Origin of the sequence: Leclercia sp. TB492 (genome assembly GCF_049974505.2) — a bacterium.
GTDB classification, from domain to species: Bacteria; Pseudomonadota; Gammaproteobacteria; order Enterobacterales; family Enterobacteriaceae; genus Enterobacter; species Enterobacter adecarboxylatus_C.
Genome location: NZ_CM127572.1, coordinates 864,104 through 881,785, shown reverse-complemented (window position 1 = coordinate 881,785; position 17,682 = coordinate 864,104). Strand labels below are relative to the sequence as shown.

The 17,682-nt window shown below is 53.2% G+C and carries 12 protein-coding genes, 4 tRNA genes, 3 rRNA genes and 1 pseudogene; 6 read left to right on the top strand and 14 right to left on the bottom strand.

Annotated elements, in window-relative coordinates; genetic code table 11:
* Positions 1 to 15: 15 nt before the first annotated feature.
* Together ACP4QI_RS04110 and dnaQ are read right to left on the bottom strand one after the other, a co-directional pair.
* A tRNA-Asp gene (locus ACP4QI_RS04110) sits at positions 16 to 92 on the bottom strand.
* 130 nt (positions 93 to 222) lie between these two features.
* Positions 223 to 966: a DNA polymerase III subunit epsilon gene (gene dnaQ, locus ACP4QI_RS04105; RefSeq protein ID WP_156262958.1), complete on the bottom strand. Its 744-nt coding sequence runs from the start codon at positions 964 to 966 to the stop codon at positions 223 to 225.
* Positions 967 to 1,111: 145 nt separating this feature from the next.
* On the opposite strand from dnaQ, the gene rnhA reads away from it, so the two are divergent.
* Positions 1,112 to 1,579 (top strand): ribonuclease HI, encoded by a 468-nt coding sequence (rnhA, locus tag ACP4QI_RS04100; protein WP_103793497.1) that lies wholly within the window; start codon positions 1,112 to 1,114, stop codon positions 1,577 to 1,579.
* Here the strand turns inward: rnhA and ACP4QI_RS04095 are convergent, their stop codons facing one another.
* Entirely contained in the window at positions 1,580 to 2,296 is a 717-nt protein-coding gene (locus ACP4QI_RS04095) for a class I SAM-dependent methyltransferase (RefSeq protein ID WP_142488326.1), read from the bottom strand.
* Between the two features lie 32 nt (positions 2,297 to 2,328).
* Here ACP4QI_RS04095 and gloB point away from each other — a divergent pair, with 32 nt between their 5' ends.
* Positions 2,329 to 3,084 (top strand): hydroxyacylglutathione hydrolase, encoded by a 756-nt coding sequence (gene gloB / locus ACP4QI_RS04090; protein ID WP_142488325.1) that lies wholly within the window; start codon positions 2,329 to 2,331, stop codon positions 3,082 to 3,084.
* A gap of 71 nt (positions 3,085 to 3,155) precedes the next feature.
* A complete protein-coding gene (gene mltD, locus ACP4QI_RS04085; RefSeq protein WP_142488324.1) occupies positions 3,156 to 4,523 on the top strand; it encodes a murein transglycosylase D in 1,368 nt (455 codons plus the stop codon).
* A gap of 53 nt (positions 4,524 to 4,576) precedes the next feature.
* Here the strand turns inward: mltD and ACP4QI_RS04080 are convergent, their stop codons facing one another.
* The 3 genes from ACP4QI_RS04080 to ACP4QI_RS04070 form a co-directional block, all read right to left on the bottom strand.
* The gene (locus tag ACP4QI_RS04080) at positions 4,577 to 5,347 is read right to left on the bottom strand and encodes a class I SAM-dependent methyltransferase (RefSeq protein WP_285128529.1); all 771 of its coding nucleotides are present in this window, start codon (positions 5,345 to 5,347) and stop codon (positions 4,577 to 4,579) included.
* A gap of 78 nt (positions 5,348 to 5,425) precedes the next feature.
* A complete protein-coding gene (locus ACP4QI_RS04075) occupies positions 5,426 to 6,226 on the bottom strand; it encodes an endonuclease/exonuclease/phosphatase family protein (RefSeq protein ID WP_032616661.1) in 801 nt (266 codons plus the stop codon).
* A 139-nt stretch (positions 6,227 to 6,365) separates the two neighbouring features.
* Positions 6,366 to 7,541 (bottom strand): MFS transporter, encoded by a 1,176-nt coding sequence (locus tag ACP4QI_RS04070; protein ID WP_142488322.1) that lies wholly within the window; start codon positions 7,539 to 7,541, stop codon positions 6,366 to 6,368.
* Between the two features lie 104 nt (positions 7,542 to 7,645).
* Between ACP4QI_RS04070 and yafC the strand changes: the two are divergent.
* A pseudogene (gene yafC / locus ACP4QI_RS04065) lies at positions 7,646 to 8,550 on the top strand (DNA-binding transcriptional regulator YafC); the annotation flags it as partial.
* 32 nt (positions 8,551 to 8,582) lie between these two features.
* Here the strand turns inward: yafC and dkgB are convergent.
* The 8 genes from dkgB to gmhB form a co-directional block, all read right to left on the bottom strand.
* On the bottom strand, positions 8,583 to 9,386 hold the full coding sequence (gene dkgB, locus ACP4QI_RS04060; protein WP_334140973.1) for a 2,5-didehydrogluconate reductase DkgB: 804 nt from the start codon (positions 9,384 to 9,386) through the stop codon (positions 8,583 to 8,585).
* Positions 9,387 to 9,549: 163 nt separating this feature from the next.
* A tRNA-Asp gene (locus ACP4QI_RS04055) sits at positions 9,550 to 9,626 on the bottom strand.
* 55 nt (positions 9,627 to 9,681) lie between these two features.
* A 5S ribosomal RNA gene (rrf, locus tag ACP4QI_RS04050) occupies positions 9,682 to 9,797 on the bottom strand.
* A gap of 73 nt (positions 9,798 to 9,870) precedes the next feature.
* Positions 9,871 to 12,777 (bottom strand): 23S ribosomal RNA (locus tag ACP4QI_RS04045).
* Between the two features lie 198 nt (positions 12,778 to 12,975).
* Positions 12,976 to 13,051 (bottom strand) — tRNA-Ala (locus ACP4QI_RS04040).
* Positions 13,052 to 13,161: 110 nt separating this feature from the next.
* A tRNA-Ile gene (locus tag ACP4QI_RS04035) sits at positions 13,162 to 13,238 on the bottom strand.
* A 70-nt stretch (positions 13,239 to 13,308) separates the two neighbouring features.
* A 16S ribosomal RNA gene (locus tag ACP4QI_RS04030) occupies positions 13,309 to 14,850 on the bottom strand.
* The 16S, 23S and 5S rRNA genes sit together here with 3 tRNA genes alongside, the layout of an rRNA operon.
* 369 nt (positions 14,851 to 15,219) lie before the next feature.
* The gene (gene gmhB, locus ACP4QI_RS04025) at positions 15,220 to 15,786 is read right to left on the bottom strand and encodes a D-glycero-beta-D-manno-heptose 1,7-bisphosphate 7-phosphatase (protein ID WP_142488319.1); all 567 of its coding nucleotides are present in this window, start codon (positions 15,784 to 15,786) and stop codon (positions 15,220 to 15,222) included.
* Between the two features lie 187 nt (positions 15,787 to 15,973).
* On the opposite strand from gmhB, the gene metN reads away from it, so the two are divergent.
* Positions 15,974 to 17,005: a methionine ABC transporter ATP-binding protein MetN gene (gene metN / locus ACP4QI_RS04020; RefSeq protein ID WP_426495582.1), complete on the top strand. Its 1,032-nt coding sequence runs from the start codon at positions 15,974 to 15,976 to the stop codon at positions 17,003 to 17,005.
* Complete coding sequence (locus tag ACP4QI_RS04015; RefSeq protein WP_142488317.1) at positions 16,998 to 17,651, top strand: methionine ABC transporter permease MetI; 654 nt, start codon at positions 16,998 to 17,000, stop codon at positions 17,649 to 17,651. Before metN ends, ACP4QI_RS04015 begins: the two co-directional genes overlap by 8 nt.
* Positions 17,652 to 17,682: the final 31 nt, after the last annotated feature.

The following is a 17,682-nucleotide window of genomic DNA, read 5'->3' as shown; positions in this document are numbered from 1 at the left end:
AGGCCTTCTGAATAGTGGCGGAACGGACGGGACTCGAACCCGCGACCCCCTGCGTGACAGGCAGGTATTCTAACCGACTGAACTACCGCTCCGCTGTGTTCCCTTGGGAACGAGGCAGATATTACGTTTTGCCTCCGATCCCGTCAATGCTTTTTCTCTGCTTTTGAATCGTTTGCTGCAAAAACGATCCAAACGGTCATTTTACCAGCATTTCCGCCGCGTTTAACCGCGCCAGAGGCAGCTCCCGCCCTTCTTCTGCACCAGATCCAGGCGCGATTCATGTGCCAGTAACTCTTCATCGCTGGCGAGAATGACGCGCAACGCGCTGGACTGACGAATAACGCGCTGGATTTCGCTCTCCCCGGACTGCTGCTGCGAGTCGTTATCGGCGTTGAAGGCCAGGGCTGTCTGGCCACCCGTCATGATCAGATAGACATCGGCCAGGATCTGGGCATCGAGCAACGCCCCGTGCAGCGTTCGTTTGCTGTTATCTATTTCATAGCGCGAGCACAACGCATCGAGGCTGTTACGCTTGCCGGGGAACATCCTCCTCGCCATCGCCAGACTGTCGGTGACTTTACAGAAGGTGTCGGTTTTCGGCAGGCCGCGGTTGAGCTTGCTGAATTCATAGTCCATAAAGCCAATATCAAACGAGGCGTTATGAATGACCAGCTCGCCGCCTTTGATGTAGTCGATGAATTCATCGGCGACATCGGCAAAGGTGGGTTTATCCAGCAAGAATTCATCTGCGATACCGTGAACGCCAAAAGCTTCCGGGTCCACCAGCCGGTCTGGCTTGAGGTAGACGTGGAAGTTATTGCCGGTAAGACGGCGGTTGATCACCTCTACCGCACCGATCTCGATGATCTTGTGCCCTTCATAGTGAGCACCGATCTGGTTCATACCAGTGGTTTCGGTATCGAGGACGATGATCCTGTCGGCGTTATGTGTGTCTGCAATACTCATTCTGAAAACCTGCTCTGTTCAACGGCGACATTGTAAACAACCTGACCAGGCGTTCAAAGGCTAATTCGCACTGACTTGATTTTGCAGTGCTGACGGCAAACATTTATGTCAGACTTACCGTTTTGATTACAGGATGTCTGCCAGGATGCGTAAACAGGTAGAGATTTACACCGACGGATCGTGCCTCGGCAACCCGGGCCCGGGGGGCTACGGTGCGATTTTGCGTTATCGCGAACATGAAAAAACCTTTAATGAAGGCTATCGCCTCACCACCAACAACCGTATGGAGTTGATGGCCGCGATTGTGGCTCTCGAGGCGCTGAAAGAGCATTGCGATATTGTGCTGAGCACCGACAGCCAGTATGTGCGCCAGGGGATCACCCAGTGGATCCATAACTGGAAAAAACGGGGCTGGAAAACAGCAGACAAAAAACCGGTGAAGAATGTCGATCTCTGGCAGCGCCTGGATGCGGCGCTCAGCCAGCACAAAATCCAGTGGGAGTGGGTGAAAGGCCACGCCGGACATCCCGAGAACGAACGTTGCGACGAGCTGGCCCGTGCTGCCGCCATGAATCCGCAGCATGAAGACGTAGGTTATAAACCAGAAGCTTGATCAGGGCTTACGGTATTGTCGCGTGGCGCCGACGGCGGCACGCAAACGCGTTTTCGCCTTGCTTTGCTTCATGGGATTGAGCGTCAGGGGGATGGTTCGCTTGCGCGCCACAATCAGCTGCATACAGCCCAGCGCCGGGAAATGGGTGGTGAGCATCTTCCCGCCCTGCCGCGTCCAGGGTAAGACCTGAAAACCGCTATGGTGCATCACCTCAAAGTTGAGCAGCGATAGCCAGTCCAGCTGGCGCATCAGGGTGAACATCCGGCTGTTGTACGGCGGGGTACGGCGCAGCACCGGCACCAGCTTGCGTAAGCCCATCAGACTCATCGGGTTAAATCCGCTGATCACCAGCCAGCCATCGTCAATCAGCACCCGGTCTGCTTCGCGCAGTAACCGGTGCGGATCGTCGCACCAGGGCAGCGCATGCGCCAGCAGGCAGGCATCGACAGATTTTTCCGCAAACGGCAGATGCAGCGGATTGGCCTTCACCTGAACCGGCTCGCCCCCCAGCGAAACGTTGACCTGATGTGAAATCGCGCAGCTTTCAGAGTTGATTTCCGCGCTCAGATTGCCAATCTTAAGCAGGTGAAAACCATACATTTTCGCAAACCAGGGCTTAAGCTGCTGCTCAAGCGCTTCGCGATAGTATTCACCCCAGGGCAATTCCGCCCAATGTGCAGGTGCTGAGACAATCTGAGGTATCCTTGCCGGTTTCATCAAAACACCCGCCACGCTATGAGAGGTAATATATGAATCTTATCAGTATTCCTGCTTTTCAGGACAATTACATCTGGGTTTTAACCGATGATGAGGGACGTTGCATTATTGTCGATCCTGGCGAGGCAGAGCCGGTACTGAAAGCCATTGAGCAAAACCACTGGCAACCAGAAGCGATCCTGCTGACGCATCATCACCACGACCATGTGGGCGGCGTAGCGGCAATCTGTGCAAAATTTCCGCATCTTGTGGTCTATGGCCCCGCTGAGACACAAGATAAGGGAGCGACCCGCGTAGTCGAAGATGGAGAAAAGATCCTCATTCTCGCGTCGGAGTTTTCCGTAATTGCCACACCCGGTCACACTTTAGGACATATCTCGTTCTTCAGTTTTCCTTATCTTTTCTGTGGCGATACAATGTTCTCTGGCGGCTGCGGAAGGCTGTTCGAAGGCACGCCAGCCCAGATGTACCAGTCCTTCCAGAAAATTAACGCACTTCCCGAAGATACCCTCATTTGCTGCGCGCACGAATACACTTTAGCGAATATGAAGTTTGCAATGCACGTTCTGCCAGAGGATGTGGCGATTCAGGATTATTACCGCAAAGTGAATGAGTTACGAGCAAAAAACCAAAAAACACTCCCCGGAATTCTGAAAAATGAACGTAAAATTAATTTATTTCTCAGAACAGATGATATTGATTTAACTAACAAAATTAATGAAGAAACAAATATGCAACAACCAGAAGAGTTTTTCGCATGGTTAAGGGCGAAGAAAGATAACTTCTGATAATTGCGTGTTGCCTTTTCAAATATTCGTCGTTATCATCGCTCGTCTTTTAAGCAACTATTGACACACACATGAAGGCAAAAGCGATATTACTCGCCTCTGTCCTGCTTGTGGGTTGCCAGGCGTCTCAGAACACTGGCAACGTACAACAGCACGCACAGAGCCTTTCTGCAGCTGGTCAAGGGGAAGCAGGGAAGTTTACAAGTCAATCGCGATGGGCAGACGATGGGACGTCTTTCGCACAGGATCAAGACTTGTGGGTCTCTATTGGCGACGAGCTAAAGATGGGAATTCCGGAAAACAGCCGGATTCGCGAACAGAAACAGAAGTATTTAAGCAATAAGAGCTATCTCCACGATGTAACTTTACGGGCAGAGCCGTATATGTACTGGATAGCAGGGCAAGTTAAGAAACGCAACATGCCCATGGAACTGGTACTACTACCCATAGTGGAGAGCGCTTTTGACCCACATGCAACGTCTGGCGCCAAGGCCGCAGGCCTTTGGCAGATCATACCGAGCACAGGGCGAAATTATGGTTTAAAACAGACCCGCAACTACGATGCGCGTCGTGATGTGGTCGCTTCGACGACTGCAGCACTCGACATGATGCAACGTCTGAACAAGATGTTCGACGGTGACTGGCTGCTGACTGTCGCTGCGTATAACAGCGGTGAGGGTCGTGTACTGAAGGCAATGAAAGCGAATAAAGCACGGGGTAAACCTACCGACTTTTGGTCGCTTCCACTGCCACGGGAAACCAAATTATACGTACCAAAAATGCTGGCTTTGAGTGAAATATTCAAAAACAGCCAACAGTACGGCGTGAAGCTTCCAACCTCGGACGAGAGTCGTGCCCTGGCGAGAGTGCGTATCAACAACCCTGTTGAATTGCGACAGGTTGCAGATATGGCAGGTATCTCGGTCACCAAACTGAAAGCCTTCAACGCAGGTGTGAAGGGCTCCACGCTTGGTAACAGCGGGCCGAAGTACGTTCTGGTGCCGCAGAAACACGCTGAACAGTTACGGGTATCTTTGGCAGCGGGTGAAATTGCTGCGGTTCAGTCTACGCTGATCGCGGATAATTCACCGGTTAACAGCCGTAGCTATCAGGTACGTACAGGCGATACGCTTTCAGGTATTGCATCACGTCTTGGCGTGAGCACGAAAGATCTGCAGCAGTGGAACAAGCTGCGCGGCTCTACTCTGAAAGTGGGTCAGAACCTGACGATTGGTGCGGGTAACAGCGCGCAGCGTCTCGCCAATAACAGCGATAGCATTACCTATCGCGTGCAAAAAGGCGATTCGCTCTCGAGTATTGCTAAGCGTCACGGCGTGAACATCAAAGATGTGATGCGCTGGAATAGCGATACCGACAATCTGCAGCCTGGCGATCGGATAACGTTGTTTGTGAAAAACAACGCCACCCCGGATTCCTGATTTCAGAGACCAGAAGTAAAAAAGGCACCGATTCCCCCGGTGCCTTTTTTGTTTTATCCCGCCTTCCGGGCTTCAGCGAAGAGCGTATCGCTGGTGAATGAGCCCTCTTCCTGCAGCTCAAAGTAGGCTTTCACCTCCGCGGAGGCACTCTGCTGATACAGCCTGATCGCCTGGCTTAACGCCTCAGGCGTGCGCATACGGGCAATCCACGAGGAGAACTCCAGCGTCAGCCTGTCAGTCTGCAACGTGCGCGTAATCAGCCCGGCTTCCGTAAACATTGATAACCACTCGCCGCTGGAATAATTGCGCACATGCGAGGTATCACGCAGGGCTTCAACCGTCTGCAACCAGATATCCCGCACCGGATGGCCCGGCGACATAATATCCATGATGATCACCAGACCGCCCGGCTTCAGCACCCGTTTAACCTCGCGCAACGCCTGGCCAACATCGTGCCAGTGATGCGCCGAGTAGCGGCTGATGACGATATCAAAGGAGCTATCGGCAAAGGGTAATGATTCGGCATAGCCCTGGCGGGTGGCGATATTCCCCAGTCCCTTCTCACTGGCGGCCGCAGAGACCACCTCCAGCATCTGGCTGGATAAGTCGTAAGCCGTCACATGCGCAACCTGCTGTGCCGCCACAAAGCTAGCATGGCCCGCCCCGCAGCCTAAATCCAGCACGCTGGCATCAGGAAAGTCGGCCAGACGTTCAGCCAGACGCTGCAGATCGCGGCCGGATGCGTGAACCGCGCTGGTGAGATAGGCTTTCGCCTGGGAGCCAAACTGTTTTTCTACGTTGTCATGATGGGACTGTGTTGTCATTTTTTGCTGTCCTTCGGTTGATGAAAAATAAAGGGCAGCACCCGCGCAGGCCTGCCCCACGGCAGACCTGACACACCTCTATCGCTCAGGCTTGCCGGGACTGAATTCGACTAGTAGCGGATTGTGATCGGAGGCACGCGTCACCAGCACTGAGGCTTCGTGCACGTTCAGACCACGATAGAAGACAAAATCGAGGGGACGGCCAAACGCCTTGCGACGCTGGTCATCGGTAAAACGAACTTCGCGCAGCGACATCTCACGCGCAAAGCGATAAAGCGCATTCATCCGCGGGCGGCTCCAGGCATTGAAATCACCTGCCATGACGACCGGACCGCTGTGATGCGCGATCTGATCGCCGATGGGCAGTAACTGTTTGCTGTAGACGTCAACGCCGAGGCTGAAATTGACCGCATGAATATTCACCACCATCAGCAGACGGGTGTCCGGCAATGGGTAGACGGTGACCAGGGCAGATTTTGCCAGGCGCAGGAGCGGTTCACGTTCGCGCAGCGGGCAGCAATAAACAGGATGCGCGGCAGAGAGTGTCATCACTCCCGACGGATGCTGAGGGAGGACAAAGGCCGGAACCTGGTCAGCCGCGAGGTAGTTAGTGGTCGCAAACCTGACCAGCTCAGGGGTGGTTTGCGCCTCCTGCAACAGCACCAGGTGGGCATCCTTACCAAAATTCTGCAGAACGGATAACCATTCGGCGCGCTGCTGTTTGAAGATATTCCACACCAGCACCCGGATTTTTTCATCGCTGCTTAAAGGTGCGCCGGCGGGCAACGCCTGGCCAATGCTCGCAAACGACCCCGGAGGTAAGATCCTCTCCGCGGGTTGTCCGGCAACATAACGCATGGCATAGGTATTTTTTCGCACGATGTGAAACGACCTCTATAGACAGAACCCGTCCAGAAACAGGAGCGGGTTCTAATGTTATAGGGTTTTCAGCTCACACTTTCAACGCAATTACCGAGAAACCGCTGTTTCGTTTTGTTAGCAAGTGCTTACACCAGGCTTATCCCAGCACCACACGAGCGGGCTTATCCAGGCGACCGCTGAGGCCAATCAACAGAAATGCCGCGAGAACGATAACCGCCCCAATCCACGGCGTTTGTGCCAGACCGAAGTGCTCCACAGTCTGTCCGCCAATAATAGACCCCAGCGCGATGCCCACGTTGAAAGCAGCAATATTCAACCCAGACGCCACATCCACGGCGTTCGGGGTATACAGCTCGGCTTTCTGTACCACGTAGACCTGCAGGCCCGGTACGTTACCGAAGGCGAAGATCCCCATCACCAGTACTGTCGCCAGCGCGGCATACTGCATCGAGGCGGTGAACTGGAAGATCAGTAGCAGAACAACCAGTGCGGCAAAGATAATTTTCAGTGCCGGAACGGCGCCGTGCTTATCGGCCAGCTTGCCGCCCCAAATGTTGCCGATCGCCACCGACACGCCATAGCCCAGCAGGATCCAGCTGACCGCACTCGGTGAGAACCCGGCCAGATCCTGCATCATTGGCGCGAGGAAGGTAAACGCGGTAAACACGCCGCCATATCCCAGCGCGGTAATGGCATAGATCATCAGCAGACGGGGGTGGGTCAGCACCTTCAGCTGATCGCGCAGCGTCGCTGCCGCACGCCCAGGAATGTTCGACGGGATCAGCACCAGACTACTGATCAAGGCGATCACCCCAAGCAGAGAGACCGCGAGGAAAGTTTCACGCCAGCCAAAATGCTGGCCGATAAAGGTGCCCAGCGGGACCCCGGTAACCAGCGCCACGGTTAAACCACCGAACATGATGGCAATGGCTGAGGCGGCTTTCTCTTTTGGCACCAGACTTGTCGCGATGGTCGAGCCGATAGAGAAGAAGACCCCATGGGCAAGGCCGGTCAGTAGACGGGCAATCACCAGGGTTGTGTAATCAGGCGCCTGCCAGGCAAGAATATTGCCGGCGGTGAACAGCACCATCAACGCCATCAGCAGCTGTTTACGCGGCAGGCGGCCTGTAAGGGCTGTCAGCACAGGCGCGCCGATCGCCACGCCGAGGGCATAGATAGAGACCAGCAAACCTGCAGAAGGCAGGGAGATGGTAAGTTGGTCAGCAATCGTAGGAACCAGTCCTACAATTACAAACTCGGTTGTGCCGATTGCGAAGGCACTGATCGTCAGGGCAAGTAGCGCCAGAGGCATAAAAAACTCCGTCTCATCAGGATTAAGATGACACGAAGTATGCGCCAGTGTTTAAATAACAAAAATGCTCAAAGTATCAATATAATTTTGCGGATTAAGCAACAATGAAAGCAACCTCTGAGGAACTGGCGATCTTTGTCGCCGTCGTAGAGAGCGGCAGCTTTAGCCGCGCCGCCGAACAGCTGGGTCAGGCCAATTCTGCCGTCAGCCGTTCGGTCAAAAAGCTGGAGATGAAGCTGGGCGTCAGCCTGCTGAACCGGACTACCCGGCAGCTCAGCCTGACTGAGGAAGGCGAACGCTATTTCCGCCGCGTGCAGTCTATCCTGCAGGAGATGGCGGCGGCAGAAACAGAGATTATGGAGACGCGCAGCACCCCACGCGGCCTGCTGCGCATTGACGCCGCCACGCCCGTGGTGCTGCACTTCCTGATGCCTTTAATTAAACCTTTCCGCGAACGTTATCCGGAAATGACGTTGTCTCTGGTCTCGTCAGAAACCTTTATCAATCTGATTGAGCGCAAGGTGGATGTGGCGATCCGCGCCGGGACGCTGACCGATTCAAGCCTACGGGCACGCCCGTTGTTCACCAGCTATCGTAAAATCATTGCCTCTCCGGCCTATATTGCCCGTTTCGGCAAGCCTGAGACGATTGATGAGCTAAAGCAGCATCTGTGCCTGGGCTTTACGGAGCCGGTATCCCTTAACACCTGGCCCCTCGCCTGCCACGATGGCCAGCTTCATGAAGTGGTCAGCGGTTTATCATCCAATAGCGGCGAGACGCTCAAGCAGTTATGCCTTGAAGGGAACGGGATTGCTTGTCTTTCGGATTATATGATTGATAAAGAGATTGCACGGGGGGAGTTAGTCGAGCTGATGGCCGATAAACGTCTGCCGGTAGAGATGCCCTTCAGTGCGGTCTACTACAGCGACAGAGCAGTGAGCACCCGGATACGGGCATTTATCGACTTTCTGAGCGAGCATGTAAAACAGCTCCCGAAGGAGCTGTAAGAGGGTTTCGTGAGGATACAGAGGGAGGGTTAAATCAATCCCACTTCGGCGCCAGGCCTTCCGGGCTCACCAGGCGATCGTTGCAATCCAGTGCGGCGATCGCTTTTTTATCGTCCTGATCCAGCGTCAGATCCTTGGCCCGCAGGTTGCTTGCCAGATTCTCACGTTTGGTTGAAGAAGGGATCACCGCATAACCCTCCCCCATTGCCCACGCCAGGATAACCTGCGCAGCGGTGGCATTATGTTTGGCAGCAATGCGCAGAATGGTTTCGTCTTTCAGCGCTTTACCATAAGCCAGCGTCATATAAGAGGTGATATGGATGCCGTGCTGCTGCGCCCATTCCACTACCTGACGGTTCTGCAGATAAGGAGAAAGTTCGATCTGGTTGGTCGCGATATTTTCTGCGCCCACAGCCGCAATCGCCTTTTCCATCAACGGGATAGTGAAGTTAGAAATACCAATTTCACGCGTCAGTCCCTGGGCTTTGGCTTCCAACAGTGCCTGCATAAACTCTTCAACTGACACGGCATCGTTCGGTGATGGCCAGTGGATGAGGGTCAGATCGACATAATCGGTGCGCAGTTTTTTCAGGCTCTCTTTCAGGCTTGGGATCAACTTCTCTTTGCTGAGATTTTCAATCCAGATCTTGGTGGTGAGAAAAAGTTCGTCGCGCGGTACGCCGCTCTCTTCGATAGCCTGGCCGACCGCAGCTTCGTTATCGTAGATCTGCGCGGTATCAACCGTGCGATAGCCGAGTTCAAGAGCAGTTTTAACGGATGCGATAACAACGTCGTCTTTCAGGCGGAAAGTGCCCAGACCAAATGCAGGGATAGTCATTGAATTCCTCTTTTCTTCATCATGTTTGTTAATAAAGAGGATTATCTCTGCCGGAGATGTGTGAAAAAAGAGTGTATTAAGCAGAGGATTTTTGCGTTTAAAGCAATAATCAGACGACAGATAAGAAAAAAGCCCTGAGCGTTAGCTCAGGGCTTTCAATAGGTGGCGGAACGGACGGGACTCGAACCCGCGACCCCCTGCGTGACAGGCAGGTATTCTAACCGACTGAACTACCGCTCCACCGAATACTTCTGTAACCACCGGTTTAATGCCCCGGTTCACTACGTAATTTGATGCCTGGCAGTTCCCTACTCTCGCATGGGGAGGCCCCACACTACCATCGGCGCTACGGCGTTTCACTTCTGAGTTCGGCATGGGGTCAGGTGGGACCACCGCGCTACAGCCGCCAGGCAAATTCTGTTAAATCTGTATCAAAGCTGAAAGTTGAGTGTCTGTCTCTTCGCCGAAACAGCTTCGGCGTTGTAAGGTTAAGCCTCACGGTTCATTAGTATCGGTTAGCTCAACGCATCGCTGCGCTTACACACCCGACCTATCAACGTCGTCGTCTTCAACGTTCCTTCAGGAGCCTTAAAGGCTCAGGGAGAACTCATCTCGGGGCAAGTTTCGTGCTTAGATGCTTTCAGCACTTATCTCTTCCGCATTTAGCTACCGGGCAGTGCCATTGGCATGACAACCCGAACACCAGTGATGCGTCCACTCCGGTCCTCTCGTACTAGGAGCAGCCCCCCTCAATTCTCCAGCGCCCACGGCAGATAGGGACCGAACTGTCTCACGACGTTCTAAACCCAGCTCGCGTACCACTTTAAACGGCGAACAGCCGTACCCTTGGGACCTACTTCAGCCCCAGGATGTGATGAGCCGACATCGAGGTGCCAAACACCGCCGTCGATATGAACTCTTGGGCGGTATCAGCCTGTTATCCCCGGAGTACCTTTTATCCGTTGAGCGATGGCCCTTCCATACAGAACCACCGGATCACTATGACCTGCTTTCGCACCTGCTCGAGCCGTCACTCTCGCAGTCAAGCTAGCTTATGCCATTGCACTAACCTCCTGATGTCCGACCAGGATTAGCTAACCTTCGTGCTCCTCCGTTACTCTTTAGGAGGAGACCGCCCCAGTCAAACTACCCACCAGACACTGTCCGCAACCCGGATTACGGGTCTACGTTAGAACACCAGCCATTAAAGGGTGGTATTTCAAGGATGGCTCCACGCAGACTGGCGTCCACGCTTCAAAGCCTCCCACCTATCCTACACATCAAGGACCAGTGTTCAGTGTCAAGCTATAGTAAAGGTTCACGGGGTCTTTCCGTCTTGCCGCGGGTACACTGCATCTTCACAGCGATTTCAATTTCACTGAGTCTCGGGTGGAGACAGCCTGGCCATCATTACGCCATTCGTGCAGGTCGGAACTTACCCGACAAGGAATTTCGCTACCTTAGGACCGTTATAGTTACGGCCGCCGTTTACCGGGGCTTCGATCAAGAGCTTCGCGTTGCCGCTAACCCCATCAATTAACCTTCCGGCACCGGGCAGGCGTCACACCGTATACGTCCACTTTCGTGTTTGCACAGTGCTGTGTTTTTAATAAACAGTTGCAGCCAGCTGGTATCTTCGACTGATTTCAGCTCCACCCGCAGGGGCTTCACCTACACATCAGCGTGCCTTCTCCCGAAGTTACGGCACCATTTTGCCTAGTTCCTTCACCCGAGTTCTCTCAAGCGCCTTGGTATTCTCTACCTGACCACCTGTGTCGGTTTGGGGTACGATTTGATGTTACCTGATGCTTAGAGGCTTTTCCTGGAAGCAGGGCATTTGTTGCTTCAGCACCGTAGTGCCTCGTCATCACACCTCAGCGTTAACAAGGCTCCGGATTTACCTGGAACCTCCGCCTACATGCTTAAACCGGGACAACCGTCGCCCGGCCAACATAGCCTTCTCCGTCCCCCCTTCGCAGTAACACCGAGTACAGGAATATTAACCTGTTTCCCATCGACTACGCCTTTCGGCCTCGCCTTAGGGGTCGACTCACCCTGCCCCGATTAACGTTGGACAGGAACCCTTGGTCTTCCGGCGAGCGGGTTTTTCACCCGCTTTATCGTTACTTATGTCAGCATTCGCACTTCTGATACCTCCAGCATGCCTCACAGCACACCTTCGACGGCTTACAGAACGCTCCCCTACCCAACAACACATAGTGTCGCTGCCGCAGCTTCGGTGCATGGTTTAGCCCCGTTACATCTTCCGCGCAGGCCGACTCGACCAGTGAGCTATTACGCTTTCTTTAAATGATGGCTGCTTCTAAGCCAACATCCTGGCTGTCTGTGCCTTCCCACATCGTTTCCCACTTAACCATGACTTTGGGACCTTAGCTGGCGGTCTGGGTTGTTTCCCTCTTCACGACGGACGTTAGCACCCGCCGTGTGTCTCCCGTGATAACATTCTCCGGTATTCGCAGTTTGCATCGGGTTGGTAAGCCGGGATGGCCCCCTAGCCGAAACAGTGCTCTACCCCCGGAGATGAGTTCACGAGGCGCTACCTAAATAGCTTTCGGGGAGAACCAGCTATCTCCCGGTTTGATTGGCCTTTCACCCCCAGCCACAGGTCATCCGCTAATTTTTCAACATTAGTCGGTTCGGTCCTCCAGTTAGTGTTACCCAACCTTCAACCTGCCCATGGCTAGATCACCGGGTTTCGGGTCTATACCCTGCAACTTAACGCCCAGTTAAGACTCGGTTTCCCTTCGGCTCCCCTATACGGTTAACCTTGCTACAGAATATAAGTCGCTGACCCATTATACAAAAGGTACGCAGTCACACCCCAAAGGGTGCTCCCACTGCTTGTACGTACACGGTTTCAGGTTCTTTTTCACTCCCCTCGCCGGGGTTCTTTTCGCCTTTCCCTCACGGTACTGGTTCACTATCGGTCAGTCAGGAGTATTTAGCCTTGGAGGATGGTCCCCCCATATTCAGACAGGATACCACGTGTCCCGCCCTACTCTTCGAGTTCACAGCAAGTGTATCTTCGTGTACGGGAGTATCACCCTGTACCCTGCGACTTTCCAGACGCTTCCACTGACACACATGCTGATTCGGACTCCGGGCTGCTCCCCGTTCGCTCGCCGCTACTGGGGGAATCTCGGTTGATTTCTTTTCCTCAGGGTACTTAGATGTTTCAGTTCCCCTGGTTCGCTTCGTTAAGCTATGTATTCACTTAACGATAGTGTGACGAGTCACACTGGGTTTCCCCATTCGGAAATCGTCGGTTATAACGGTTCATATCACCTTACCGACGCTTATCGCAGATTAGCACGTCCTTCATCGCCTCTGACTGCCTAGGCATCCACCGTGTACGCTTGGTCGCTTAACCTCACAACCCGAAGATGTTTCACTTCATGATTGCGAAAATTTGAGAGACTCTGACACACCGCTTATCTGCTCTTATTACGGAGAACAGACAGGGCATGTCGTTTCAATTTTCAGCTTGATCCAGATTTTTAAAGAGCAAAACTTCGCAGCGCACCTTCTCAGGTACACTCTGAAGTTTTCTTGTTGTCGCAGTAAAGGATGGTGGAGCTATGCGGGATCGAACCGCAGACCTCCTGCGTGCAAGGCAGGCGCTCTCCCAGCTGAGCTATAACCCCATCGCAAAATGCTAATCTCTGTACCGCTAATTCTTTCTGAGACAAGACGTGGAATAACGAAGCATACTTAAGTATGTGAGTTATTCTGCAACGCAGTATCAGGAAGAATTTGGTAGGCCTGAGTGGACTTGAACCACCGACCTCACCCTTATCAGGGGTGCGCTCTAACCACCTGAGCTACAAGCCTGCAGAGATTTTTACTGCTGTTTTTTCATCAGACAATCTGTGTGAGCACTGCAAAGGCAGGTTCTTTAAGGTAAGGAGGTGATCCAACCGCAGGTTCCCCTACGGTTACCTTGTTACGACTTCACCCCAGTCATGAATCACAAAGTGGTAAGCGCCCTCCCGAAGGTTAAGCTACCTACTTCTTTTGCAACCCACTCCCATGGTGTGACGGGCGGTGTGTACAAGGCCCGGGAACGTATTCACCGTAGCATTCTGATCTACGATTACTAGCGATTCCGACTTCATGGAGTCGAGTTGCAGACTCCAATCCGGACTACGACGCACTTTATGAGGTCCGCTTGCTCTCGCGAGGTCGCTTCTCTTTGTATGCGCCATTGTAGCACGTGTGTAGCCCTACTCGTAAGGGCCATGATGACTTGACGTCATCCCCACCTTCCTCCAGTTTATCACTGGCAGTCTCCTTTGAGTTCCCGGCCGGACCGCTGGCAACAAAGGATAAGGGTTGCGCTCGTTGCGGGACTTAACCCAACATTTCACAACACGAGCTGACGACAGCCATGCAGCACCTGTCTCAGAGTTCCCGAAGGCACCAAAGCATCTCTGCTAAGTTCTCTGGATGTCAAGAGTAGGTAAGGTTCTTCGCGTTGCATCGAATTAAACCACATGCTCCACCGCTTGTGCGGGCCCCCGTCAATTCATTTGAGTTTTAACCTTGCGGCCGTACTCCCCAGGCGGTCGACTTAACGCGTTAGCTCCGGAAGCCACTCCTCAAGGGAACAACCTCCAAGTCGACATCGTTTACGGCGTGGACTACCAGGGTATCTAATCCTGTTTGCTCCCCACGCTTTCGCACCTGAGCGTCAGTCTTTGTCCAGGGGGCCGCCTTCGCCACCGGTATTCCTCCAGATCTCTACGCATTTCACCGCTACACCTGGAATTCTACCCCCCTCTACAAGACTCTAGCCTGCCAGTTTCGAATGCAGTTCCCAGGTTGAGCCCGGGGATTTCACATCCGACTTGACAGACCGCCTGCGTGCGCTTTACGCCCAGTAATTCCGATTAACGCTTGCACCCTCCGTATTACCGCGGCTGCTGGCACGGAGTTAGCCGGTGCTTCTTCTGCGAGTAACGTCAATCACTGTGGTTATTAACCACAATGCCTTCCTCCTCGCTGAAAGTACTTTACAACCCGAAGGCCTTCTTCATACACGCGGCATGGCTGCATCAGGCTTGCGCCCATTGTGCAATATTCCCCACTGCTGCCTCCCGTAGGAGTCTGGACCGTGTCTCAGTTCCAGTGTGGCTGGTCATCCTCTCAGACCAGCTAGGGATCGTCGCCTAGGTGAGCCGTTACCCCACCTACTAGCTAATCCCATCTGGGCACATCTGATGGCAAGAGGCCCGAAGGTCCCCCTCTTTGGTCTTGCGACGTTATGCGGTATTAGCTACCGTTTCCAGTAGTTATCCCCCTCCATCAGGCAGTTTCCCAGACATTACTCACCCGTCCGCCGCTCGTCACCCAGGGAGCAAGCTCCCCCGTGCTACCGCTCGACTTGCATGTGTTAGGCCTGCCGCCAGCGTTCAATCTGAGCCATGATCAAACTCTTCAATTTAAGTTTGATGCTCGTGAATTAAACTTCGTAATGAATTACGTATGTTCACTCAGAGACTTTGGTATTCATTTATCGTCTTGCGACGTTAAGAATCCATGTCACTTTGAGTGCCCACACAGATTGTCTGATAAATTGTTAAAGAGCAGTGCAACGCGGCTTTCGCTCACCGTTGCGAGGTGGCGTATATTACGCTTTCCTCTTTCAGAGTCAAGCGTTTATTTTTCGCCTTTCTCTTCAACCGACCCGGCTGTTTGTGTGAAGTGATTCACATCCGCCGTGTCGATGGAGGCGCATTATAGGGAGTTCTCTGGCAGTGACAAGCGGAAAACGACAATTTTATTTCAACCGCTCACCTTTTCGCCAGAATGCCTATTTTTGCTGCTTTTTGATGGTTTCCGGCAGCGCAGCCAGGCTATTAATCACCCAATCCGCTGCATTTTCTGCTTCTGGGGTGACGGGTTTACCGGTACGCACCAGAATTTTATGTCCCACACCTGCCGCGGCAGCTGCCTGCATATCTTCAAGTTTGTCGCCCACCATATATGAAGCGCTCATATCTATATGAAGAAACTCTTGTGCCGAGATGAACATGCCCGGATGCGGTTTACGGCAATCACAGGTCTGACGATACTCTTCTACGGTTCCCTGCGGATGGTGAGGACAATAATAGATACCGTCCAGGTCAACGCCACGATCGGCCAGCGACCAGTCCATCCATTCGGTTAATGTCTCAAACTGAGCTTCGGTGAATTTACCGCGCGCGATACCTGACTGGTTAGTCACCACCACCAGCGCAAAACCCATCTCTTTTAATTCACGCATGGCTTCTATTACGCCATCGATGAATTCGAATTCGTCTATCTCATGCACGTAGCCATGATCGACATTAATCGTGCCATCACGATCGAGAAAAATTGCGGGTACTGATTTTGCCACCGGTTTGCTCCTGAAAAGGGATGTCCGGCTAGTATCTCATGAATCACCGCGCAATAAAGTGCTCATCGCGCAGAGTTGGATTGATTTAGACGTCTGGATGCCTTAACATCCGTTTTGTTGACGGTCATCGCCCGTACAAGGCAGCAGAAAATGCCACGGCTAACTTACATACGATAAAAATAATCTAATGATTAAACTTTCGAATATCACCAAAGTGTTCCAGCAAGGGAACCGTACCATTCAGGCCTTGAACAACGTTAGCCTGCATGTTCCGGCTGGACAGATTTATGGCGTCATTGGCGCCTCAGGTGCAGGTAAAAGTACGCTCATCCGTTGCGTTAACTTGCTCGAGCGTCCGACCGAAGGTCAGGTTCAGGTTGATGGTCAGGAGCTGACGATCCTTTCCGAAGCGGATTTAACCAAAGCTCGCCGCCAGATTGGCATGATCTTCCAGCACTTCAACCTGCTCTCCTCGCGCACCGTGTTTGGCAACGTCGCCCTGCCGCTGGAACTGGACAATACGCCTAAAGAAGAAATCAAACGTCGCGTCACCGAGCTGCTGGATCTGGTCGGCCTGAGCGATAAGCATGATATCTACCCTGCAAACTTATCCGGTGGACAAAAACAGCGTGTCGCCATTGCACGAGCGCTGGCCAGCAACCCAAAAGTGTTGCTCTGTGACGAAGCCACCAGCGCCCTGGATCCTGCAACCACTCGCTCGATTCTGGAACTGTTAAAAGACATCAATCGTCGCCTGGGACTGACCATCCTCCTTATTACGCACGAGATGGACGTGGTTAAACGCATCTGCGATTGCGTGGCGGTGATCAGCCAGGGTGAGCTGATTGAGCAAGACACCGTCAGCGAAGTGTTCTCCCATCCGAAAACCCCTCTGGCGCAGCAGTTTATTCAGGCCACCCTGCATCTGGACATTCCGGAAGACTATCTGGCACGTTTAAAAGCTCAGCCTGAAGCCAACAGCGTTCCGATGCTGCGAATGGAGTTTACGGGCAAGTCAGTGGATGCCCCGCTGCTGTCCGAAACCGCCCGTCGTTTCAACGTCAACAACAACATTATTAGTGCGCAGATGGATTACGCAGGTGGTGTGAAGTTCGGCATCATGCTGACCGAAATGCACGGCACGCAACAGGATACCCAGGCGGCTATCGCCTGGCTGCAAGAGCATCATGTAAAAGTAGAGGTACTGGGTTATGTCTGAGCCAATGATGTGGTTGCTGGCGCGCGGCGTATGGGAAACGCTGGCGATGACTTTCGTATCCGGCTTTTTCGGTTTTGTTATTGGTCTGCCGGTAGGCGTACTGCTGTATGTCACCCGCCCGGGTCAAATTATTGAGAACGCAAAGCTGTATCGCACGCTCTCTGCGCTGGTGAACATCTTCCGTTCGATTCCCTTCATTATTCTGCTGGTGTGGATGATTCCATTTACCCGCGTTATTGTGGGAACGTCCATCGGCCTGCAGGCGGCGATTGTTCCTCTTACCGTAGGGGCCGCGCCCTTTATTGCCCGTATGGTTGAGAACGCGCTGCTGGAGATCCCGTCGGGTCTGATTGAAGCCTCACGCGCCATGGGTGCGACGCCAATGCAGATCGTACGTAAGATCTTGCTGCCAGAAGCCCTTCCGGGCCTGGTCAATGCGGCAACCATCACGCTGATCACCCTGGTGGGTTACTCTGCGATGGGCGGTGCTGTCGGTGCAGGCGGTCTGGGTCAGATCGGTTATCAGTACGGCTACATTGGCTACAATGCCACCGTCATGAATACCGTGCTGGTTCTGCTGGTTGTGCTGGTTTATCTCATTCAATTCTCTGGCGATCGCATCGTCCGGGCTGTTACGCACAAATAACGTTACACAACACAAACTCGACGAGTTAAGG